General features: G+C 39.2%; 21 protein-coding genes and 1 tRNA gene. 12 read left to right on the forward strand and 10 right to left on the reverse strand.

From position 1 onward, the window contains the following. Window positions 1–7: 7 nt before the first annotated feature. The 4 genes from IQ283_RS05030 to IQ283_RS05045 form a co-directional block, all read right to left on the reverse strand. Window positions 8–889, reverse strand: coding sequence for a vanadium-dependent haloperoxidase (locus IQ283_RS05030; protein WP_194219032.1), 882 nt, complete (start codon window positions 887–889; stop codon window positions 8–10). 94 nt (window positions 890–983) lie between these two features. Beyond that, the gene (locus IQ283_RS05035; RefSeq protein WP_194219033.1) at window positions 984–1622 is read right to left on the reverse strand and encodes a response regulator; all 639 of its coding nucleotides are present in this window, start codon (window positions 1620–1622) and stop codon (window positions 984–986) included. Further along, entirely contained in the window at window positions 1609–2655 is a 1047-nt protein-coding gene (locus IQ283_RS05040; RefSeq protein ID WP_194219034.1) for a HAMP domain-containing sensor histidine kinase, read from the reverse strand. Before IQ283_RS05040 ends, IQ283_RS05035 begins: the two co-directional genes overlap by 14 nt. A 17-nt stretch (window positions 2656–2672) precedes the next feature. Beyond that, complete coding sequence (locus tag IQ283_RS05045; protein WP_194219035.1) at window positions 2673–3392, reverse strand: cell wall-active antibiotics response protein; 720 nt, start codon at window positions 3390–3392, stop codon at window positions 2673–2675. 414 nt (window positions 3393–3806) lie between these two features. Here IQ283_RS05045 and IQ283_RS05050 point away from each other — a divergent pair, with 414 nt between their 5' ends. Further along, window positions 3807–4136 carry a hypothetical protein gene (locus tag IQ283_RS05050; protein ID WP_194219036.1) on the forward strand — a complete coding sequence of 110 codons (330 nt, stop codon included), beginning with the start codon at window positions 3807–3809 and terminating at the stop codon, window positions 4134–4136. A gap of 24 nt (window positions 4137–4160) precedes the next feature. Here the strand turns inward: IQ283_RS05050 and IQ283_RS05055 are convergent, their stop codons facing one another. Continuing rightward, on the reverse strand, window positions 4161–4988 hold the full coding sequence (locus IQ283_RS05055) for an alpha/beta fold hydrolase (protein WP_194219037.1): 828 nt from the start codon (window positions 4986–4988) through the stop codon (window positions 4161–4163). Between the two features lie 202 nt (window positions 4989–5190). Continuing rightward, window positions 5191–6531: a sodium-dependent transporter gene (locus IQ283_RS05060; protein WP_194219038.1), complete on the reverse strand. Its 1341-nt coding sequence runs from the start codon at window positions 6529–6531 to the stop codon at window positions 5191–5193. A gap of 312 nt (window positions 6532–6843) precedes the next feature. Here IQ283_RS05060 and yugI point away from each other — a divergent pair, with 312 nt between their 5' ends. Next, complete coding sequence (gene yugI, locus IQ283_RS05065) at window positions 6844–7260, forward strand: S1 domain-containing post-transcriptional regulator GSP13 (RefSeq protein ID WP_098444801.1); 417 nt, start codon at window positions 6844–6846, stop codon at window positions 7258–7260. A gap of 40 nt (window positions 7261–7300) precedes the next feature. Here yugI and IQ283_RS05070 read toward each other — a convergent pair whose 3' ends face one another. After that, the gene (locus IQ283_RS05070) at window positions 7301–7531 is read right to left on the reverse strand and encodes a DUF378 domain-containing protein (RefSeq protein WP_194219039.1); all 231 of its coding nucleotides are present in this window, start codon (window positions 7529–7531) and stop codon (window positions 7301–7303) included. Between the two features lie 309 nt (window positions 7532–7840). Here IQ283_RS05070 and IQ283_RS05075 point away from each other — a divergent pair, with 309 nt between their 5' ends. The 3 genes from IQ283_RS05075 to IQ283_RS05085 all read left to right on the forward strand — a co-directional run bounded on the left by IQ283_RS05075 (window position 7841) and on the right by IQ283_RS05085 (window position 11373). Next, complete coding sequence (locus IQ283_RS05075; protein WP_194219040.1) at window positions 7841–9004, forward strand: iron-containing alcohol dehydrogenase; 1164 nt, start codon at window positions 7841–7843, stop codon at window positions 9002–9004. A 376-nt stretch (window positions 9005–9380) separates the two neighbouring features. Further along, window positions 9381–10742, forward strand: a complete 1362-nt coding sequence (locus IQ283_RS05080; RefSeq protein WP_194219041.1) for a glucose-6-phosphate isomerase — start codon at window positions 9381–9383, stop codon at window positions 10740–10742. A 220-nt stretch (window positions 10743–10962) separates the two neighbouring features. Beyond that, entirely contained in the window at window positions 10963–11373 is a 411-nt protein-coding gene (locus IQ283_RS05085; RefSeq protein WP_194219042.1) for a YugN-like family protein, read from the forward strand. On the opposite strand, the gene IQ283_RS05090 is transcribed toward IQ283_RS05085, so the two are convergent. Beyond that, a complete protein-coding gene (locus IQ283_RS05090) occupies window positions 11364–12356 on the reverse strand; it encodes a potassium channel family protein (protein WP_194219043.1) in 993 nt (330 codons plus the stop codon). The two genes, IQ283_RS05085 and IQ283_RS05090, sit on opposite strands and share 10 nt — an antisense overlap. A gap of 123 nt (window positions 12357–12479) precedes the next feature. Between IQ283_RS05090 and IQ283_RS05095 the strand changes: the two genes are divergently transcribed. Next, window positions 12480–12788 (forward strand): YggT family protein, encoded by a 309-nt coding sequence (locus IQ283_RS05095; protein ID WP_098444795.1) that lies wholly within the window; start codon window positions 12480–12482, stop codon window positions 12786–12788. Between the two features lie 244 nt (window positions 12789–13032). Beyond that, window positions 13033–13743: a DUF4386 domain-containing protein gene (locus IQ283_RS05100; RefSeq protein ID WP_226615036.1), complete on the forward strand. Its 711-nt coding sequence runs from the start codon at window positions 13033–13035 to the stop codon at window positions 13741–13743. Here the strand turns inward: IQ283_RS05100 and IQ283_RS05105 are convergent. Then, a complete protein-coding gene (locus IQ283_RS05105) occupies window positions 13740–14333 on the reverse strand; it encodes a Crp/Fnr family transcriptional regulator (RefSeq protein WP_194219044.1) in 594 nt (197 codons plus the stop codon). The two genes, IQ283_RS05100 and IQ283_RS05105, sit on opposite strands and share 4 nt — an antisense overlap. 184 nt (window positions 14334–14517) lie before the next feature. Between IQ283_RS05105 and IQ283_RS05110 the strand changes: the two genes are divergently transcribed. Both IQ283_RS05110 and IQ283_RS05115 read left to right on the forward strand, forming a co-directional pair. Further along, on the forward strand, window positions 14518–14694 hold the full coding sequence (locus tag IQ283_RS05110; RefSeq protein ID WP_194219045.1) for a hypothetical protein: 177 nt from the start codon (window positions 14518–14520) through the stop codon (window positions 14692–14694). A gap of 200 nt (window positions 14695–14894) precedes the next feature. Then, window positions 14895–14967, forward strand: a tRNA-Ala gene (locus IQ283_RS05115). A gap of 66 nt (window positions 14968–15033) precedes the next feature. Here the strand turns inward: IQ283_RS05115 and IQ283_RS05120 are convergent. Beyond that, entirely contained in the window at window positions 15034–16260 is a 1227-nt protein-coding gene (locus IQ283_RS05120) for a tyrosine-type recombinase/integrase (RefSeq protein ID WP_194219046.1), read from the reverse strand. 1311 nt (window positions 16261–17571) lie between these two features. Between IQ283_RS05120 and IQ283_RS05125 the strand changes: the two genes are divergently transcribed. The 3 genes from IQ283_RS05125 to IQ283_RS05135 all read left to right on the forward strand — a co-directional run bounded on the left by IQ283_RS05125 (window position 17572) and on the right by IQ283_RS05135 (window position 20276). Continuing rightward, window positions 17572–18171 (forward strand): hypothetical protein, encoded by a 600-nt coding sequence (locus IQ283_RS05125; protein ID WP_194219047.1) that lies wholly within the window; start codon window positions 17572–17574, stop codon window positions 18169–18171. A gap of 4 nt (window positions 18172–18175) precedes the next feature. Continuing rightward, window positions 18176–19135, forward strand: a complete 960-nt coding sequence (locus IQ283_RS05130; RefSeq protein ID WP_242057245.1) for a Kiwa anti-phage protein KwaB-like domain-containing protein — start codon at window positions 18176–18178, stop codon at window positions 19133–19135. A gap of 862 nt (window positions 19136–19997) precedes the next feature. Continuing rightward, window positions 19998–20276 carry an ArsR/SmtB family transcription factor gene (locus IQ283_RS05135; protein ID WP_194219049.1) on the forward strand — a complete coding sequence of 93 codons (279 nt, stop codon included), beginning with the start codon at window positions 19998–20000 and terminating at the stop codon, window positions 20274–20276. Window positions 20277–20340 lie beyond the last annotated feature (64 nt).

Below are 20340 nucleotides of genomic sequence, written 5' to 3' on the forward strand. Positions count from 1 at the left end.
AGAATCGTTAGAAAAAGAGTTTTGGTTTAGGTTGTTTTGTATTACTTCGCACAAAAGGATTTTTAGTTGAAGAATCACATTTCGAATCGAATGGATACTCAATTGCCTGCTTGTATGGCGGAGGTGCTAATTTAGCGTGATGACTTTCTCGGTATGGTACATCAATTGTTTGCCCACGAACATTATCTTGACTTTCCAACTCAGCAGCGACGATGGAACCTATTTGTTTTCCGAGGCGAAGTCCTTCTTCATTATCAACTGGGAAGTGCACTCCAGCATAGAGTCGTGAGTCAGCGCACTCTTTCGCGAGTTCTCTTAATCGTTCTTGCTCTGCAGGAAAGAAATAAGAAAGGATTTCTGCTGTAGCTGCTCCTACCGTTGCATGTCCTGATGGATAGGTGGGATGTCTTGGCATACAGAGCAGCGATTTGAAATCGTGATCCAGTTGATTTGGTCTTGCAACATTCCAACGGTATTTTAAATACCAGGCAGTTGTAAAAGCATCATTCATGCCGGTTGCTACGCCTGCAAGAATTCTTGCTGCTCGAGGTGCTGTTACGTTGTACGTATCAATTAACTTATCAATAATCGGAGTCCATTGTTTACTGGCTACACCTGTCCCCCAATATTCAGCTAAAGTGGCTTGCTTCGGATTAAGGTCTTTCTGTGCATGTTTGACCTTTTTTAACTCACTGTCCCAATCGATCGATGCTGGTGGCTTGATGTCCAGTCGAAAGGGTCTTCCGCTTAATGTGGTAAAACGCCCTGGTGGTTTATTACGTATATAATAATCTGACCATGATCCAGCGTAAGGTTCTTCTGGATTATGAGGCGGCTCGTTTTCACCTGCATACGGAAGCTCTGACCATTTTTTATAATTCTCTGCCATAGCTAGTTCCTCCTTCAATCACTACTCCCTATAGTAAATGCGAGGCAGTTAAGAGGGGTGCTAAACTAAAAGGCATATTCTAGAAGATAACGTGTTAACGAACCATGCCGTTTCTTATCGCATAAACTGCAGCCTGAGTTCGATCATTGACACCGAGTTTCCCCAAAATATTACTTACATGTGTTTTCACTGTTTTTAATCCAATGTATAGTTCTTCGGCAATTTGATTATTTGTTTTTCCTTCGCCTATTAATAGCAGAACTTCTTTTTCGCGTTTCGTTAGATCATCATGCAAAGACTTCTTTTGATTTGAGCGTAATTGGTTCATCATTTTTTGAGCGACCTTCTGTTCGATTACGCTTTCATCCTGAACAGCCTTACGAATGGTCGAGATAATTTCATCAGCAGAAGCTGTTTTTAGAAGATAGCTAAAGGCACCTGCTTCAATCGCAGGAAACACCTGCTCATCATCATAGAAACTCGTGATGATAATAATCTTTGTATTTGGCCTCACGGTCATGATTTCTTTTGTTGCCTCAATGCCCGACATCTCTGGCATTATAAGGTCCATTAAGATCACATCAGGATTCATTTCATTCACTAGAGTGACAGCTTCCTTGCCATTAGAAGCTTCGCCTACGATTTGAAAATCTGGTTCTGTCAGAAGATAAGCTTTCAATCCCTTTCGCACCATATCGTGGTCATCTACAATCATCATCTTAATCTCTGCCATCGTTCAAACCCTCCAACGGCACACGTACTTCAACCAGGGTTCCTTCATCAGCGCGAGAAGAGATGCGGAACTGTCCGCCGATTTCATCGCATCGCTCCTGCATAGAACCTAGTCCGTATGCTCCTTTTTTGTTCTCATTCATTTCAAACCCTTTTCCATTATCTTTAATATGTAATATAAACTGGTTCTTCTTAAGTTTAACTGTAATTCGAATCACAGATGCTTCGGCATGCCGGAGAGCATTCCCGAGGCTTTCTTGAACGATTCGGAATAAATTCTCATCAATACCACTAGAAAGCTCCGGAAGATCATCAAGTGTGACGTGAAAGGTAACTCCAGATTTTCTTTCTAACTCATCGACAAGCTTCCTCACTCCTTCGCTTAATGAATCTTCAGATAGGTGAATCGGGCGGAGGTGGAGAAGAAGGGCTCGCATTTCAACTTGTGCTTTACTTGCGAGGTCTGCGACATCCAACATTTGTGATTTAGCCGTTTCAATATCTCGATCCATCATCTTTATGGAAGCAGAGGACATCATATTTAACGCGAAAAGCTGTTGACTGACAGCATCATGAAGGTCTCTTGCAAGTCGTTGACGTTCCTCGATAATAGCTGCTCCTCTTGCTTTCTCAGCTAAGTCAGCTTTTTGGTTAACTAAATTCTGTAGAGAGGTTACTTGCTTCTGCAGCTTGTCGGCCAGTTCGTTTAATTCACTACTAATCCGACCAATTTCATCTTTGTCTGTCATTTTCATTTTTTCAGTGAACTTGCCTCTCGAAAGAATGATGATTTGGGTGGAGATATCTTCAAGTCGATTTCTGATGGAGAGCGTATCTTTATAGCTGAAATAGCTTCCTAACAGAACCACAAGAACCATGACTAAAAGCGGTGATAATAAACTGAATAGCACAGATACGGCATTAGGCTGGAAAAACAGTGCAATTTGGATAACTAGGAAATAAAGTACCCCAGTAAATAAAGCAGTATATAGAAGTGACTTGAATAATTTCCATCTGAGCGTTGATTTATTCACAGCTATGGCACCTTTCTCTAAATCCGATCAACTCGTAAATCAAGTACGGAGAAGTCAAGATAGAATACGATTCGTTGGAGAGCGTCATCGAAATCGTCTGTTTTGTAAGTTAAGGCGTGACCCTTTCCGACGTTGTCCTGGTTATGCTGATCAATTGTAGCCGAAAGTACATGGGCTGTGCCGTCAATTTTAAATGGGATATCATCTGGGAAAATAATATTAATATCACCAACAAATCCTGACAGCGTAATGACGGTTTCTTCCTCTGGGATAAGTGTCGTTGAAAAATCGAAGTTATAATCGCACACAAAACTCCAATCATTCATCGTATGAACCTGCCAATTTGGCTTATTATAGGAATGGTCTTTCACGAGACTGAATCCCTGGCTTTTTCGATATCTCCCTAGGAATTTAAAGCCAATCATTACGAATATAAGCGGCCATAGTTTCCAAATACTCCAGAAACTAAAGTCGATTAATTCGAAACGATCAAGGATCAGAAGTAGTCCAAAGGTGAGTAGTAGCACACCGGTTGTCCATTTCTTCCTTCTCGTTGAAGGTAATAGGGCATCAAAAAAGTACTTTCCACCGAGCAGAAACAACAAGAAGGGATAAAAATAGACAATTGCCTCCGTCATTTCCATGGAAATAATGCCGATATTTATAAGAAGAAGAAAGATTCCGAGAGCAACGAAAAAAATCGCGGCGAGGAATCGTCCAGTTTGTATACGTTTCATCTAATCTCCTCAATTCATTCTGTCACCTATACATGAACATATTTGACAGTTGATAGCTTGTTTCCTGCAATAACACTGGATTGTCACTTGAAGTAACTAGGATCTGGAAGAATATATTTCCTTTTAGGGAAATAGTGTGGTGTAATGGTTTGTTTTGATACTAGTTTCCAAATTCGATCCCGGTTACAATAGTGAAATATTAATAAGTGTTATCATTTTGTCTCTATCTAGAGTGTATAGGAATATGTGAGTGAATTGGAGTTTCTTACGGTTGAACTTTTCTCAGTCTTAAGGCTGAATTTTCATGTTAAAATGGAATCGTTTAGTGGAAAGTATGAAAGAAGAGAAGGATGAAGCGTTTCGAACTCGAATAGATGTAAGAAGAGTATGGTTCATAATGAGAGAGGGAATAAGATGAAACAAAAGCGCATGTTTAAACTGGCCGTTGCTGGATGTGTTCTAGGCATTATCGCAGCAGTGCTCTCAAGGTTTAATGTGATACCTCTAATTCAAGTCAAAGATATTTCGTTTTTAACTGCTTTTATTTTTCCGGCGTTTGCTGTACTAGGTTGTTATTTTGTGAAAACAAGACCTATTGTAGGAGGGTTTAGTCTCCTCGTTTCAGCAGCAGGAGGAATTATTTTTCTATCGATTTTTTATATTATCCCAGCAGCTTTTCTCGTAACGTCAGGTTTTTTAAGTATTCTACTAAAGGAAGAACCACAATTAGTCGCAAACAAATAACCGTACTACGAGGTGCGGTTTTTGTTATTTTTGTAAGAACTGGTGAATGGCTTGTGACACTTCCACAGGCCTTTCTTCTGGGATAAGGTGTCCAGTATGAGAGAGGGTAAGAAGATCTGCGTCAGGCAGGTCTTTTTTCATGCGTTCACCTACGCGTATAGGTACAAGATGGTCGTCGGTTCCCCAAATTAAGAGGGTAGGGAAATTAATTTTATTTAATGTGCTCGTAGATAAATCCTCTTCTCGATCTCGTATGAGGCGAGAAAGCGCAAGAAAGAAACCTTTTTCATTAAAACTCGATGTGTAGCCGTCGATGACTTCTTGCGTGAGTAGCTTATGGTCATAAACGAGATGTTCAAAATTCTTTCTTAAATTAATGGCACTCATTGATAAGCTAAGGCAAAGTGGAAAAAAAGGGAGATAAGAGCATAATCGAATAGCTAATGAAGAAGATTTAATATAGCTTGAGCTACATAGGAGAATAAGCTTTTCAATTCTTTCTGGGTGCTGAATACACGCGCGAAGAGCAATTTGTCCGCCCATTGAATGTCCAATCAAGATAGCTTTTGAAATCTGCATTCGTTCAAGAAGTCGATTTGTAAGAGCAGCATACTCATGAAGCGAATAATGGATATCACAGTTCTTTTCGCTCTCGCCGAAGCCTGGTAAATCAAAGCACAATAAGTGATAGTTCTTTTTAAGAAGGGGAAGAAGCTTACGAAAACTAAAGGAAGAAGAAAGGAAGCCATGAATGAAGACAAGTGTATGGACATGAGGGTTAGTATGTTTGTAATACTCATATGCTAACGTCACGTTGTCGATTTGTATCCGTTCCTTACTCGGGATAGACATGGTTTCATCACCTCTCCTCCATTCGCTATTTAAAGTTTGGCTTACTTAGTCATACTTTATCCTACTCTTATAAAGTTGAAGGGCCGAATGAGAAGACAAAAAAAGAGACGAGGCGTTGGCCTCGTCTTCAAAAGGGGGAATATAGATAGCTTACTACTCCTGTTATTCCCACTTTAGAAAAAGAATATACATATAAATGAAATTAATATGAAAGTAAAGATGTAACGAGGACAATTGTAATGGCAGCTGGGACAAAGTAACGAATTAAACCATACCAGAGTGGGAAGACGACCCGCCCTATTTTAGAAGACATCATTACTTCGTCCGCTAATATTTCTTTCTTCATTTTCCGAGAAACGAAAATAGAGATAAGAAGAGCACCGATAGGCATTAATAAGTTACTTGCCAGAAAGTCCATCGTATCAAATATTGTTCTGCCAAATATGGAAATGTCTCCAAGGACACCAAATGACAAAGCGGAAGGAATCCCGAGTAAGAATACGCAGAATCCTGCGATCCAGGAAACTTTCTTACGATTTTCTTTACCATGCGTCACTGTAGAAACAATGATTTCCATCAAAGAAAATGCTGATGTTAACGTTGCAAAGAGCAAAAGCGCTAGAAAAACTGTGAAAAACAAACCGCCAAACGTCATTTGATTAAAAACAGCAGGAAGAACAGTGAAAATAAGTCCAGGTCCTTCTGTGGGTTCAAATCCAAATGCAAAAACAGCAGGGAAGATGGCAAGTCCAGCTAGAAATGAGATTAACACGTTCAGGCTAACGACTGATACTACTGATCCTGTTAAATCAGCTTTTCTATCAAGATAAGAGCTGTACGTAACCATTAAGGAGATCCCGACGCTGAGCGCAAAGAAAGATTGGCCAAGGGCATCAAGAACACCTTCTGCTGATAGCATAGAGAAATCAGGCTTTAAAAAGAAGGAGACCCCTTCCATTGCGCCATCAAGAGAAAGCGAACGCACAACAAGCACAAGAAAAAGAATAAAGAGAGCTGGCATCATATAACGGCTTGCTGTTTCGATCCCTTTTTGAATCCCAAACTGCACAATGGCTACTGTTATCGCTAAGAATAGAGCCTGTGTTAGGAGAGCGGTTGCAGGACTTCCAATGACTTCTCCAAACAACTCTTCGTAACGGCTATTTTGAAGTCCTGTAAGTGAACCAGAGAAGCTTCTTGTTAAGTACGTAATCACCCATCCTCCAATGACACTATAGAAGGAAAGAATAATGAAAGAGGCGATAACGCCCAGATAACCAAGCCATTTCCAGCTTGCTTTCCCGGAAATTGATTCATAAGAAGAAACGGCATTTTGTTGTGAGTGCCTCCCAACAACAAATTCCGCAAGAAGCATTGGAGCGCCGACTAAAACAGTGAAAAGAAGAAAAACAAGGAAAAATGCTGCTCCACCGTTTGTACCCGCCATATATGGAAATTTCCACAGTGCACCAAGCCCGATAGCTGATCCAGCTGAAGCCAAAATAAATCCGAATCTTGACGACCATTGATCATTTGATTTCATCTTGTCACCTCATACAATATAGTAAGTCCAATTGAATGGCATTTTATCACTATAGCGAGCGGAAAGAATTCAGTCAATATTAAATATTCATGTATTTATTTACCACACGCTATAAACCTTGTTATTACTGAAGTACCAGCCATTCCCTCTGTTTATTTTAATTTGAAAGTAAATGCTTTATAATACATTCTTGTCTTGCTATTCCTTCAATAGAAAGGTATGATTTGTAGAAAAGGCTAGTATGATGTTTTGTCTAGATTAGAAATCTATGTTATACTAGTAAAGTTGAAAAAATTTGTTAGGAGTGTTTTCATGGCAGAGCAATATAACGTCGGTGATATCGTTGAAGGGAAGGTAACTGGTATTAAGCCTTTTGGTGCTTTCGTTGCAATTGACGACCAAAAGCAAGGACTAGTTCACATTTCTGAAATCTCTCACGGGTACGTAAAAAATATCGAAGATCAACTTACTGTAGGAGACGAAGTTAAGGTGAAAATCCTTAACATTGAAGAAGGTTCCGGTAAAATCTCTCTTTCAATCCGTGCTACTCAGCCTAAACCTGAGCGTCCGGAAAGAAAGCCTCGCCCGGCAGCACCGAGCGGCGGAAACAAGAAACCACAACAAACTTCTTCTCCACAAGGCTTCAACACGCTTGAAGATAAGCTAAAAGACTGGTTGAAAGAATCTAACGACCGTCAAGCTCAATTGAACAAGCGTCTGAAGAAGTAAGAATGACGAAAGAAGGCAGCCGCGGCTGCCTTCTTTTTTTTTATGTTGTTGCGCGATCAGGGTCATGTGAAAGCTCTTCTGTCGGCTTGAAAAGTAGTGTTAGGCAATATAGTCCACTTAGCCCGACTAGGCCATAGACAATTCGAGCAAGTGCAGCATTTTGTCCACCGAATATAGCCGCGACAAGGTCAAATTGGAAAAATCCAATGAGACCCCAGTTGACTGCTCCGATGATCACTAACGCAAGAGCAAATCGTTGTAATGTGCTCATAAGAATACCTCCTTTTATTAGGAAACATAATGATTCTTTTATAAGATGATTAAAACTTCACCAAATTATACATACCGACTCCACATAATTCCTATAAGCAGATTGCTTTATTTTAATAATTGATTGAGGCATAATAAAATGGAACTTCCATCAAAGCTGTTTATTTCTGATGGTTAGTTGAACGAATCAGACCTTTTGGTGGTAATTTACTTTCACCTAAACTTCTTGCATTGCTAAAGATAAAAGGTGAGTTTTTATAGCGCCTAAAGGCGAAGTTAAACATGGTTTGAATTAAAGGAGGACATAACATTGAATAATTTCACTTTCCAAAATCCAACAAAATTGATCTTCGGTAAAGGGCAGCTAGAAGCGCTCAAAACTGAAGTGCCACAATACGGAAAAAGAGTCCTCGTTGTTTATGGCGGAGGAAGCATCAAGAAAAACGGTGTTTACGATAGCGTAATGAACACACTAAAAGAAATCGGTGCTGAAGTATTTGAACTTAGCGGCGTTGAACCAAACCCGCGCCTAACAACTGTTCATAAAGGTGTCGATATTTGTAAAGAAAACAACGTTGATTTCATCCTAGCAGTAGGTGGCGGTAGTGTTATTGACTGCACAAAAGCGATTTCTGCAGGTGCTAAATATGATGGAGACGCTTGGGACTTCGTAACGAAGAAAGCATTTCCTGAAGCAGCTCTTCCATTCGGTACAGTCCTGACGCTAGCAGCAACTGGTTCAGAAATGAACCCAGGTTCTGTTATCACAAACTGGGATACACAAGAGAAATACGGTTGGGGACATCCACTTGTACACCCGAAATTCTCTATTCTAGATCCTGAGAACACGTATACAGTGCCAAAAAACCATACAGTTTACGGCATGGTGGACATGATGTCTCACGTACTTGAACAGTATCTTCACCCTGAATCAAATACAGAGCTTCAAGAAAACATGCAGTTCTCTGTACTTGAAACAGTGATGAACACAGCTCCAAAACTTCTTGAAGATATGCAAAACTACGACCACCGTGCAACAATCATGTTGAGCGGTACAGTAGCGCTAAACCAATCTCTACAGATGGGTGTTCGCGGTGACTGGGCTTCTCATAACATTGAACACGCAGTATCAGCTGTTTATGATATTCCACACGCTGGTGGACTTGCAATTCTCTTCCCGAACTTGATGAGACATAATCTTGACGTGAACGTTGATAAGTTCAAGCGTCTTGCTGTCAAAGTTCTTGGCGTAAGCGAAGAAGGTAAATCAGATCGCGATGTTGCGCTTGAAGGTATCGACAAGCTAAGTGCGTTCTGGAGCAGCCTTGGTGCACCAAACCGTCTTGCTGATTACGACATTGACGATAGCCAGCTTGATCTTATCGCTGACCGTGCGATGGCTAATGGGGCGTTTGGTAATTTCAAATCCCTTGAGCGCGACGACGTGATGGCGATTTTGAAGGCTTCTCTATAAGGTGAAATGATAGGACCGTTCCGTTTTGGAGCGGTTCTTTTTGTTATGCTTTTTAGCTAGGGATGATTTTTGACCCATTTACGCTGTGTTCGGCAGCCCCGGTTAGAGCAAATGAATTTGCTCACCGGGGCTGCCGAACACAGCGACCTTTAAGCTCCGCTTAAAGGCGATTGAAACTCAGGTTTCAATCGAATGTGTCAAAAATCGAGCGAAGAAATTTGTCCTCTGAAGTGAATAAGGACACAAGGTCAAACGAGTTTAGAAAGAAATCTTTCCAGGTAATCGCTTACATGGATCGGTGTTCTTGATTTCAAATGGGTCTTGGGCTAAAGTAAAACGTGAGTGAAGAACAAAAAATGATAATTGGAGGCTAATTATGACTTCAAAAGTAAGTTTTGATTATTCAAAAGCATTGTCGTTTGTTGGCGAACATGAAGTAACATACATGGCGGATGCAGTGAAGGCTGCACACGATGCGCTACATAATGGAACGGGGGCTGGCAATGATTTTCTTGGCTGGTTAACGCTTCCGCATGATTATGATAAAGAAGAATTCTCACGCATTCAGAAATCTGCTGAGAAAATCAAATCAGATTCTGACGTGCTTCTTGTCGTTGGTATTGGTGGTTCTTATTTAGGTGCTCGTGCAGCAATCGAAATGCTGAACCATTCTTTCTATAACGTGCTAACAAAAGAAGAGCGCAAAACACCACAAGTTTTCTTCGTAGGTAATAACATTAGCTCAACTTACGTGCAGGATCTCTTTAGCGTACTTGAAGGCAAAGACGTGTCCGTTAACGTCATTTCAAAATCAGGTACAACGACAGAGCCCGCAATCGCGTTCCGTATTTTCCGTAAATTCCTTGAAGAAAAATATGGCGTAGAAGAAGCGCGTCGTCGCATCTATGCAACAACAGACAAGTCAAAAGGTGCGCTTAAAACACTTGCTGACGAAGAAGGATACGAAAGCTTCGTGATTCCTGATGATGTTGGTGGACGTTATTCTGTTCTTACAGCTGTTGGACTTCTTCCAATCGCAGCAAGCGGTATCTCCATTGAAGAGATGATGAAAGGTGCTCAAGACGCGCAAGATGACTTGAACACATCTGACATCGCTTCAAACGAAGCTTATCAGTATGCAGCGGTTCGAAATGCTCTTTACAACAAAGGCAAGAACATCGAGCTTCTAGTGAACTATGAGCCATCTCTACACTACTTCTCTGAGTGGTGGAAACAGCTCTTTGGCGAAAGTGAAGGTAAAGACAACAAAGGTCTTTATCCAGCATCCGTTGATTTCTCAACTGATCTTCACTCGATGGGACAATACGTTCAAGACGGCCGTCGTAGCCTGTTTGAAACAGTATTGAACGTTGGGAAAGCGCGTCATGAGATCACAATCGAAGAAGACGACAAGAACCTAGACAAGCTGAACTACCTTGCTGGTGAAACAATGGACTTTGTTAACCAGAAAGCATTCGAAGGTACAATGCTTGCTCATACAGATGGTGACGTTCCGAACTTGATCGTGAATATCCCTGAAATGACGCCTTACCACTTCGGTTACCTTGCTTATTTCTTTGAAAAAGCATGTGCCGTTTCCGGTTACCTACTTGGCGTGAATCCGTTCGATCAGCCAGGAGTAGAAGCATACAAAACAAACATGTTTGCGCTTCTTGGTAAACCAGGATTCGAAAAAGAAAAAGCTGAGCTTGAGGATCGCCTTAAGACTAACGAATAGAACGAACTAAGGAGAGCGCAGCGGCGCTCTCTTTTTTTTATCTAGCTCCAGCGTCACCCGCTCGAGGTCTTAAGTCAAGCCTCATTGTGGCAAAAAGCGCCACATTGAGGCTCGTCTTAAGCTTGTCGTGGGTGAACGAGGCGCTTGCGCTTTTTTTATCATGAAAATCCTCTGTTTGGACACGATAAGCGTAGACAATGCAAACAGGGAGGAAATACACATGATTCCAATGAATTCGGAGCTTGAAGGGAAAACGATTGAACTTAGCATTATGGAAGACAAGCTTCGTCAACTAGGCTATAGCTACGGAGGCGGATGGGAGTATGATCACGGTTATTTTGATTACAAAATCGATGACGAAGACGGCTATCTTTTTCTACGCGTACCGATCAAAGCTGTGAAAAAAGAGCTTGATGCGGATGGCGCCATTGTCAAAATCGGCCAGCCGTTCATGCTCTCTCATATGTACCAGGCAGGAGTTGATCCTGAAGGCAATATTGGGAACATCTCAGCGTCGTTTAATCAGTTCCAAGAGCCCACAAATAAAGATGCTGAAATCGATGAAGAATGGCTGAAATACGGAGAGCGATACGTGAAAGAACTAGACGCTGCGCTCTCATCTTATGTGTGAATCACGAGTAAGAGATCATCAGATGCAATAAGAAATGAAGGGGAGGGGTTCATGACGAGCTCACTCCCTCTTTTTACACCGATCATCAGGATATCTTTTTCATTTAGTTGCTGTGCTACATCACAAAAGGACTTCTCACTAAACGACTCAGCACTCATGAAATCAAGCTGATTAGGCTTTAAATGCGTTAGCATCTCAAGCAAAGTGGTCGAAATCCCGTGAGAGAAAACGCTATTCGTCATAACTGTACTGAGTAGGTGGGCACTTTCGATTACCTCATTCGCACCAGCTCGCTCAGCATTCACAATTTGCTCAGGCGAAAGAATTTCCACAATTGTATACACCGAAGGGTTGATCCCTTTTACAGTTAGAAGGGTAAGAATCGTTTGCATATCCACTTCTATTTCACTTTTATACTGATCCGCTGTGATAAGAACGGTATGCGCATCGCTAATCTTCGCCTTTCGCAATGTGCTGTCCTCACCAGGGTTTCCACGAATGAAATGAATACCTTCTTTTTGAAGTGGGTTTTCCGTAAGCGAATGATCAATGAGCACGATGGATCGTTCAGGCTGATTGGATAACAGTGCTTTGATCGTATGTCTGCTGCGCGAATTCCAACCAACCACAACTACATGATTGGCTCGCTCGTAACTTCGCTCTCCACGGCCAAGCGCCCCCTGCGTCATCACAAAGGAAGAAGCAAGCTTCGCCATATAAAACGTCATAAAGCCAGCGCCAAACATAATAAACACCATCGCAAAAGCTTTCCCTCTAACCGTCTCAGGTGATGTATCACCGTACCCAATCGTGGAAGCCGTCACGATCGCAAACCACACCCCATCGAAAACGGTCGGAAACATTTCCGGCTCCACCAGATGCATGATAAAGCCCATCGTTATAAGAATCAGCACAATCAGTGCACCTAGTTGTAATACAGGCGGATAGCGGGATATATAATAAACTAAGTCACGTAATCTCAAAGTATAACGCTCCTTTCTCCACATCCATTATGCCCATCAATCACTGGAAAAAAACGACACGTGTGTGATCAATCGCAACAGGGTAAAGAAAGGGTATGACAGTTTAAAAAAGGGTGAAGAAACATGAGAGCACTATCATCATTCCTCGTATCGCTCGTACGCCTGATCTTCGGCATCATCGAAGCGATCCTCGGAATTCGCATATTGCTGAAACTATTCAGCGCAAATCCGACAGCTCCATTCGTACAGTGGATTTATGACTTTTCAGCACCGCTGTTATATCCATTCCGAAACATCTTTCCAACTACAGAATTCGCCGGACAGTATGTCGTTGAATTCTCTGCGGTGTTCGCACTGATTGTGTATAGTATTGTGGCGTCATTGATCGTACGGTTTGTGGCAATGGGGTTAACGAGTAGGGAGAGAAGATAAGAGAGGAGAAACGCTGGGGCAGCGTTTCTTTTGCTGTTTGTAAGATGTTTATTATGTAATTGAACACAAAGAAACCCTCTTGCATCCGCAAGAGGGTTTTATTGTGAAGCAGAGCGAGATCGAACTGCTGAGCTATTTCACCTGCCCAAATTTCTAAAAGCGTAATTTTCTTGATTTAAGTCAATGAAAGTCTTCCTCAGACGAAATACAATAGATTTAACATCAAAGTCGAGGAGGTTCTTATATGGAATCAAAAGCAACAACTAATCAAAACATGCAGCAAAAAGCAGCAGTCTTTTCAGCAATTGCATTACTTATCATGACATTTGCTGCATTTTTTTCTCAAGGGTATGTGCATAGCTCATTAGTCATTGAGGGAGATGCAGCAACGACATTAAAAAATATCCAAGCATCTCAAGTCTTGTTTCGTCTTGAGGTACTTGGATGGCTCCTCATTATCATAATGGATTTAATTGCATCATGGGGCTTTTATGTGTTCTTGAAGCCGTTCCATCCTGCTTATGCATTATTCGCCGGCTGGCTTCGTTTCCTTTACACAGCCATTCTAGCCACTGCGGTTACAAATCTTGTAATAACCAATAGTGTTGTTCAAAATTCAGAGTTAGGTACGTCATCGCGCGTGGCACAGCAAGCGATGGATTCCATCACAGCTTTTGAAGCAATTTGGTCATTTGGATTAATCATTTTTGGCCTTCATCTGATCGCGGTGGGCCTGGTAGCAATGAATACAAAAAAGATACCAAAGGTGATTAGTATCCTTGTTATTATAGCAGGCTTTAGCTACTCGATTATTCATTTCATGTACAATTTTGTCCCACAAATTGAAAACGTTATTGGGCTACTAGAATTAATTCTGATGGCTCCCATGGTCATCGGTGAATTAGGTTTTGGGATCTGGTTATTGGTGAAAGGAAGAAAAGTAACGATGGACTAATCAACAATCCTGAGATTAGCTACCGACCTTTTCTTAATACGACTTAAAGATTCTGGCTTGATTCCCAGGTAGCTTGCTAGTTGGTACTGAGGAACCCGGTCAATTAAATCTGGTCTTTTTTTCAACAAGTTATGATAACGCTCTTCTGGCGTCGAAGAAATGAATGATGAGAAATCATCCCTCATCGCACCCAGGTCTTCTTCAATCATTTTGCGAGTCAGTTCTTCTAATACCGGATGCATGTCGTAAGTTTCCTGCTCAGTCGATAAATTACCAACAATAAGCGTACAGTCTTCCAAGCAGCTAAGAGAGTATGGAGAAATTTTGTCGGGAGTATGCTGATTAAAGATCGTGACACTTTGTTCTTCCGTATAGAAATTGAACGTATTCTCATTTCCATTTTTATCGACACCGTAAAGCCGTACACATCCTTTTAAAACAAAATAGCATTTGTCAGGAACTTCACCTTGATGTAAAAGGACCGTTCCTTTCTTAAACGAAGCAACAGGAACATCGATTGTTAGTTTTCTTAATTCGGATTCACTGAGATCCGAAAACCGTTTCATATATTGGATAAGGATATCTTTCATGAATTCATCTCCCTTATCAAAATTGTATATATCTTTTAGTATAGCATCACTAAACAGGTAGAGGTAAGGCGGTTTAAAACAGCTTATTCAACCAACATTGCAGGTTGAATAAAGAAAAATGAACATGATGTTTATATTTATAAGTATACTTAATGAACGAAGCTAAATATTGGAGGAGATTTGTTTGGACCTATTTTTATTTATATCCGTAATCGTTGGGATGACGTTTATCTTTTTATATTTTGTAATGAATTTTGACTTGAAAAAGAAGAAGTTAGAGGTAGAGGAAAAGAAACTGGAGTTGGAAAAAAGGAAGTTGGAATTAAAAGAAGAAGCAGGGGAAGTAGAAGAAAAGTTTTAGAATGAGTAAAAGCCCCTCAAAATATTTTGTGTACATTATACTTTATATACATTGGTATTATGTTGAGGGGCTTTTGATATAGAGGCTGCCATTTCGAAATGAGATTTATGTACTTTCGCATATTTCAAAAAATAAGTTGCCCTCACAATAAAAGCTATGATAAAATGAATCTTGTCGACAGGAAATCGCTGTCATAATACGGGGCATTAGCTCAGCTGGGAGAGCGCTACACTGGCAGTGTAGAGGTCAGCGGTTCGAGCCCGCTATGCTCCATCTTGGAAACCCTTGTGTATCAAGGGTTTTTCTCATGTGTGCGTTTTTGTATACACACCACAATTATTAGTTTGTTGACGATTTGTTGACCAAATTTTTATTTGGTGCATATTTATCAAATTGACTCGCAGTTTGCGTAGCTCTTTTCTTAGAAATATGTCCATAGATATCTGAAGTGATTTTCGAACTTGAATGACGAGCACGTTTCTGAATGGCTGGTAAATTCACGTTGTCTTCTTCCATTAAAAGAGCGACCATGCTATGGCGTAAGTCATGAAGACGAATTTTTTTCAATTTGTATTTCTCAACTATCCGACTCCATTTTGTTGTAGGCGTTGTAAAGTAGAGGGGACTTCCTAATCCTTTATGAAAAAGATACTGATGATCGCTTCCTTCCCAATATTCTGCTGCGCTTTCTTTTTCATTAAGCCACTCATCTTTATACTCTTTTAACAACTCCATGTACCATTCAGGCATGACGACTGATGCTTTAGAGGATTTCGTCTTAGGGTCTTTTATAATAGGTTGACCGTTTTCGCTACCTACAATGTTATTTATAATTTCTATTTCATTAGTATCAAATAAGATGTTAGACCACTCAAGGGCTGTTAATTCTCCTCGTCTAAATCCACCAAATAAAGCTCCTAAAAAATATACACGCCACATCAGTGATTCCTGGTTCAAAGCTTCAAATACTTCTCCAAGATCTTCACTAGTGTAATACCTCATTTCTCTTTGTTTGACTGCTGGCTTTTTAACGCCAGTCATCGGATTATCTTTAATAATACGCCACTCGTATGCTCTGTTAAATACATTACAAAGCGCATCATAAAACTTTCGAATAGAATCAGGCGAGAGTTTACCTGGTCGGCCATCTTTTCTTTCATTCTCGGCGGTTGCTTTATCATCTAAAAACCGGATGATTTGAATGGTTTTAATATCCCCAATTCTTCTAGTTCCAAATACGGGGAGGATGTGACTTCGTAGAGAACTCATATAGTTCTTAACAACAGTGGGGGATAGCTCTTTAATTGCGTAACGCTTGTACCATTCCTGAACAAAATCACTAAACAAGTTTTTGTTAGGAGCGATGTATTCACCAGCTTCGATTTCAATCTGGAATTTTGCCAACTCCTGTTGTAAGAAATTTTCTAATTTGCGTTTCGTTTTTAATAAAGGTTGATCAGTGATCCGTATTGTCTTAGTGCGTTTTTTACGCTTGCCTTTAGCATCATATCCTGCTTCTACCACCAACAGAAAAGAATTCTCTCCTCGTCTTTGATAACTTCCCATATAAAATACCTCCTACTAAAACTTTAATAGAACAGAGTAATATAATTGGTACTTTGGGTTGTATAATTTTCTTCCCTATTTGAAAACTTGTTACCTAGTTCGCAATAAAATTTGAAGCATATTTTCCAATCTTGCATGACTGCCTTAGCATTCATCATTTGTAAGTCATTTTTAATTCATTATTAACGTTGTAGCTTAAGCTACAATATGAAAATTTAATTTTCTAAAGCATTGTTGTAAGGTGACAAATTTATGGGTTTTTCCTTCTCAATATCATTATACGAACAAAAGTTCTTGGTATCAATGAATAAATACAATTTCATGGAATCTAAGATGTAAAAGGAAAAGTCAAGGGTGTTAAGTTAAAGGCATATTAGAAAATCAATTTTCACAGCCAATATTGTGACCAAGGAAGGGTTTTAAACGGTGTATATTTAATTTCTAAGTTATTCAGAATAAGGGGTTTTAATGGAGTAAGCCCAAGATTTAAAAAGGCATCACCTCAATCCTACGTGGATCAAGGTGATGCCTTTTAAATCGATGTACTATTTATTCATCATTTCCAATGCATTTCCTTATACATATTAAGACTTTGCGCTAGGTACAGATCAGATCAACTTATTTTTTCTTAAATAAAATAATTAAATTTTTTCTTTTTATGAAAAAAGACGCTTCTAGTGGATAAAAAACGCCGAAAAGTTTGTTACAAATCACAGGTTTAGCAAAAACGTTTCTTTATTTCTGCTCCCAACTGTCTTCTCAGGTGATTACTATTTCTAGTTTTTCTGTGTCTGCTTTAACGGGGAAATTCCTAAGTTTAAATGTGCCATTTTTGATAACTTCATCACTCTTCATTTGTGGAGCTAAACCATACATTATATAGCTGCCCTTCTGGTTCCTAAACACATTCAAATTCACATTGTAACCCTTGTTTTCTTTATTTGTGACTTTGAGGCTGTATAATTCGAATTTTTCTGGTTCTAATAATTCTTTTTTCCAGTGATCGGTTTCTTTTACAGTAGGTACTTCGAATTCCGCTTTTTTACTACATGTTCTTTATAAAGGGGACTTTTCTTGAGTTTGTCTTAAATATGAACCACGCACTCAGAAATAGTGATCTATAAGTTTTTTAAATTGAATTGTATTAGTGGACTCTAAAGGAAAATCGTTGAGAAATTTAGTTGGAGTAAGAAAACAACCTCTAGGAACATTTGTTCTGTTATAATGAAAAAAAGAGATTCACCTAAATATATGTTTCATTTTTGAAAAAATGTTAAAATTATCTTATCTGCCAAATTGGAGGCGGTAGTATTGAAAAGTCCGTTGTGGTATCGTCTGGCATTACTTTTATCGGCCTATTTTCCATTGTTTTTGATATTTATTATCAAATTTGTTGACCATCAGTCGTTTTACAATTCTATTAAGAACTGGGACTTCAAATGGACAAAAGCTTCAGAAGTTGTTAACCTAACGACCTCATTCATTTTCGTGCTTTCATGTATTTGTTGTTTCTATATTATTTTCGAAATTTTCAGAACGAAAAAAAGGAGTATTGGACAAATCAATCTTCTTATAAAAAATGTCCAATCAAGAGATAAAGACATTCTTGTTTATTTAACTGCCTATGTTTTACCTTTAGTGAGCTTAGGTACTAAGACGATCCAGGATGTAATTGTTTTTCTTCTTCTTATCGTACTGATACTGTGGTTATCATTGAGATCGGATTTACTTTATATAAATCCATTAATTGCTTTGCTTGGAATAAGGATTTATGAGGTGGAAACTTCCATGGGAAACTCAATTATGTTCTCGACAAGTAAACAATTCGAGAAAAATAAGGGCAAGCAAATTATTTGTTATCGCTTGGAAGGTAAGAGTGTGCTGATTGATGGAACGAGAGAGGGAGGATGAGCAAGTGCTCGAAGAATTGACAGAATTTAATAGACAGTTTCAAACTTTGCAAGACACTTCCGAAAATGGCTTTCGCCTCTTTATTGTAGGATCGCAGCTTAGAGAGGGTACAGCAACTAGATATGAGGATTGCCCACCAGAAGAAATGATTATTGATCGCTCTATTCAGAATTGGGTGTTAAGCGGTACACAAGATGTTATGAATGAAGTGTTAAATTATGAAGTGGTAAATATTCAAGAAGTGGATGAATCAGGGGAATCCATCAGACGATACATTGAATTACATGAATTGAGCTTATTAAACCAATGGAAAGATACAATTGCAAACAACGAAACAGAAACAAACGCTCGAAGGCAAATAAACAACGATCATTTTAAACCGAAAGCCTTAATCGCTAGTTTCCAATATAATGGACGAACGCTTTACTTTTTAAAGGCTATTTCTGAACGAGTATTGCTGAAAACTCAAACCATATTAGGGTTTGATGTTGGTAGAGAATGTTATGAGTTGGATGAAGGTCATAATCAAAAATTGTTTTTGGATGATCGATGGGACGCAATTATCTTCGATTCTAACGTCATCATGTATAACGAAAGTAAAATACTGTCTCTTTTTAAGTACTATGAGAAATTTAGAGAAGCTGCCGAACAAGTCCTGACGCAGATTGATGGACTTGATATACTGTCAGAAGACGCGGATTTGCAGAGTTTAATCGGTTATCAAGTCACCTGGCAGAAAAAACTAGCACGCGCAGCACAATATTCATTTGATAATATTCGGAGAGAACGAATTGAATCTTTAATAAATGATAATATGATTCCTTTATCCCTTAATGTGGAGGGTAGAATCGAGTGTACAACGAAAGAGGAAGCGAAAGTCGTGATTGATATTATTCTTGATAATTATGTTACTTCTTTAATAACAGATGAAAATTATAAAGCGCTAAACAAATCGAGGATGTAATTGTGAGGTTAATAGAGCACAAAGACTCGCAGGTTCACCTAAAGGAGGAAAAGCTTCTAAGCCTCTTAAAATACCAGATTAATGTACTTATTAAATAACTTGAAACTGACAATATTAATCACAAAAAACGCACTGTATTTAATCCAGAGCGTTTTTTGTGATTAATTGAGTTGGGTTGACTAGTGATTATATAAATGAAATTATCCATTACTCTATTAAAATATGAGCTCATGTCTGTTTCGTGTTGTATCCATTTCATTATCTAATTAAAGCGACTCCGATAGATACGCATCCGCTTATTGTATAAGAGTAATGGCGAGTGCTATGATTACGTGAATTGAGGACCTGATGTAATGTTACTAATCATATTTTGAGTTTTGAAAAATGAACCTAGGAGGAATCTCATTGGTTTTAGGGATAGGAAAATGCCATTGATCTTTTAGAGGGTTATAAAGAGACACTCCAAAGAATCTGGCTATATGAAAATCTTTTGTATTATGTGTAACGATATCTATCTGTTCATTGATAGCATCAACCGCAATTTTGGAATCAGCTAGGTCTGGAAATTTAGGCTTAAATGACACTAAAAATGACTTGTGAACTGACAGTAGTTTCAACACGTCATTTTTTTGCTTTTTTCCAAATGACTACCTTAACAATTTTTTGAGAAAAAAAAGAAGGTTGGAAATTTTATGGTAAAATCAGAATATAAGAAACAGTAGCTCTTCAATTAAAGGGCAGGTTTCTTGAAGACTCAGCTTCGAGATAAATATATACTTGCGGTTACTAAAGCTGTTTTTTTAACGCAACTAAAAAGTTTCTTATAATGACAAGCAACCATATGGTTGTGTATAATTAATATATGAATTGGGATAAAGACGCTATATTCAAAGCACTTAGTGACTCTACTCGGCGGCTAATACTAGACGAGCTATCCGAACGCAACGAGCTCACACTGTATGAACTTACTGCACGCCTCATTATGAAGCACGATCTCTCCATTTCGCGACAAGCGATTGCGAAACATCTTTCTTCTTTGGAAGCTGCTGGACTCGTAGAAACTGAAAGAAAGGGGAAGTATAAAGTAGTTAAATTCAACAGCGAACCACTTAAAAATCTCCTGAAAGGATGGGTAGAATAGTTAGATGTGAAAATTTTAACGATATTTTTGATAAGTCAACTGGATGTCAATAAAGAACACCAAC

Origin of the sequence: Pseudalkalibacillus hwajinpoensis, assembly GCF_015234585.1 — a bacterium.
GTDB lineage: Bacteria > Bacillota > Bacilli > Bacillales > Guptibacillaceae > Guptibacillus > Guptibacillus hwajinpoensis_B.

Excerpts from the sequence above, each read along its gene's own strand:
- IQ283_RS05035 (WP_194219033.1), bottom strand. The coding sequence starts at position 1,622 with ATGGCAGAGATTAAGATGATGATTGTAGATGACCACGATATGGTGCGA.
- IQ283_RS05135 (WP_194219049.1), top strand. The coding sequence starts at position 19,998 with ATGAATTGGGATAAAGACGCTATATTCAAAGCACTTAGTGACTCTACT.
- IQ283_RS05095 (WP_098444795.1), top strand. The coding sequence starts at position 12,480 with ATGAGAGCACTATCATCATTCCTCGTATCGCTCGTACGCCTGATCTTC.
- IQ283_RS05085 (WP_194219042.1), top strand. The coding sequence starts at position 10,963 with ATGATTCCAATGAATTCGGAGCTTGAAGGGAAAACGATTGAACTTAGC.
- yugI (WP_098444801.1), top strand. The coding sequence starts at position 6,844 with ATGGCAGAGCAATATAACGTCGGTGATATCGTTGAAGGGAAGGTAACT.
- IQ283_RS05120 (WP_194219046.1), bottom strand. The coding sequence starts at position 16,260 with ATGGGAAGTTATCAAAGACGAGGAGAGAATTCTTTTCTGTTGGTGGTA.
- IQ283_RS05080 (WP_194219041.1), top strand. The coding sequence starts at position 9,381 with ATGACTTCAAAAGTAAGTTTTGATTATTCAAAAGCATTGTCGTTTGTT.
- IQ283_RS05100 (WP_226615036.1), top strand. The coding sequence starts at position 13,033 with ATGGAATCAAAAGCAACAACTAATCAAAACATGCAGCAAAAAGCAGCA.
- IQ283_RS05055 (WP_194219037.1), bottom strand. The coding sequence starts at position 4,988 with ATGTCTATCCCGAGTAAGGAACGGATACAAATCGACAACGTGACGTTA.
- IQ283_RS05105 (WP_194219044.1), bottom strand. The coding sequence starts at position 14,333 with ATGAAAGATATCCTTATCCAATATATGAAACGGTTTTCGGATCTCAGT.
- IQ283_RS05045 (WP_194219035.1), bottom strand. The coding sequence starts at position 3,392 with ATGAAACGTATACAAACTGGACGATTCCTCGCCGCGATTTTTTTCGTT.
- IQ283_RS05030 (WP_194219032.1), bottom strand. The coding sequence starts at position 889 with ATGGCAGAGAATTATAAAAAATGGTCAGAGCTTCCGTATGCAGGTGAA.
- IQ283_RS05070 (WP_194219039.1), bottom strand. The coding sequence starts at position 7,531 with ATGAGCACATTACAACGATTTGCTCTTGCGTTAGTGATCATCGGAGCA.
- IQ283_RS05060 (WP_194219038.1), bottom strand. The coding sequence starts at position 6,531 with ATGAAATCAAATGATCAATGGTCGTCAAGATTCGGATTTATTTTGGCT.
- IQ283_RS05050 (WP_194219036.1), top strand. The coding sequence starts at position 3,807 with ATGAAACAAAAGCGCATGTTTAAACTGGCCGTTGCTGGATGTGTTCTA.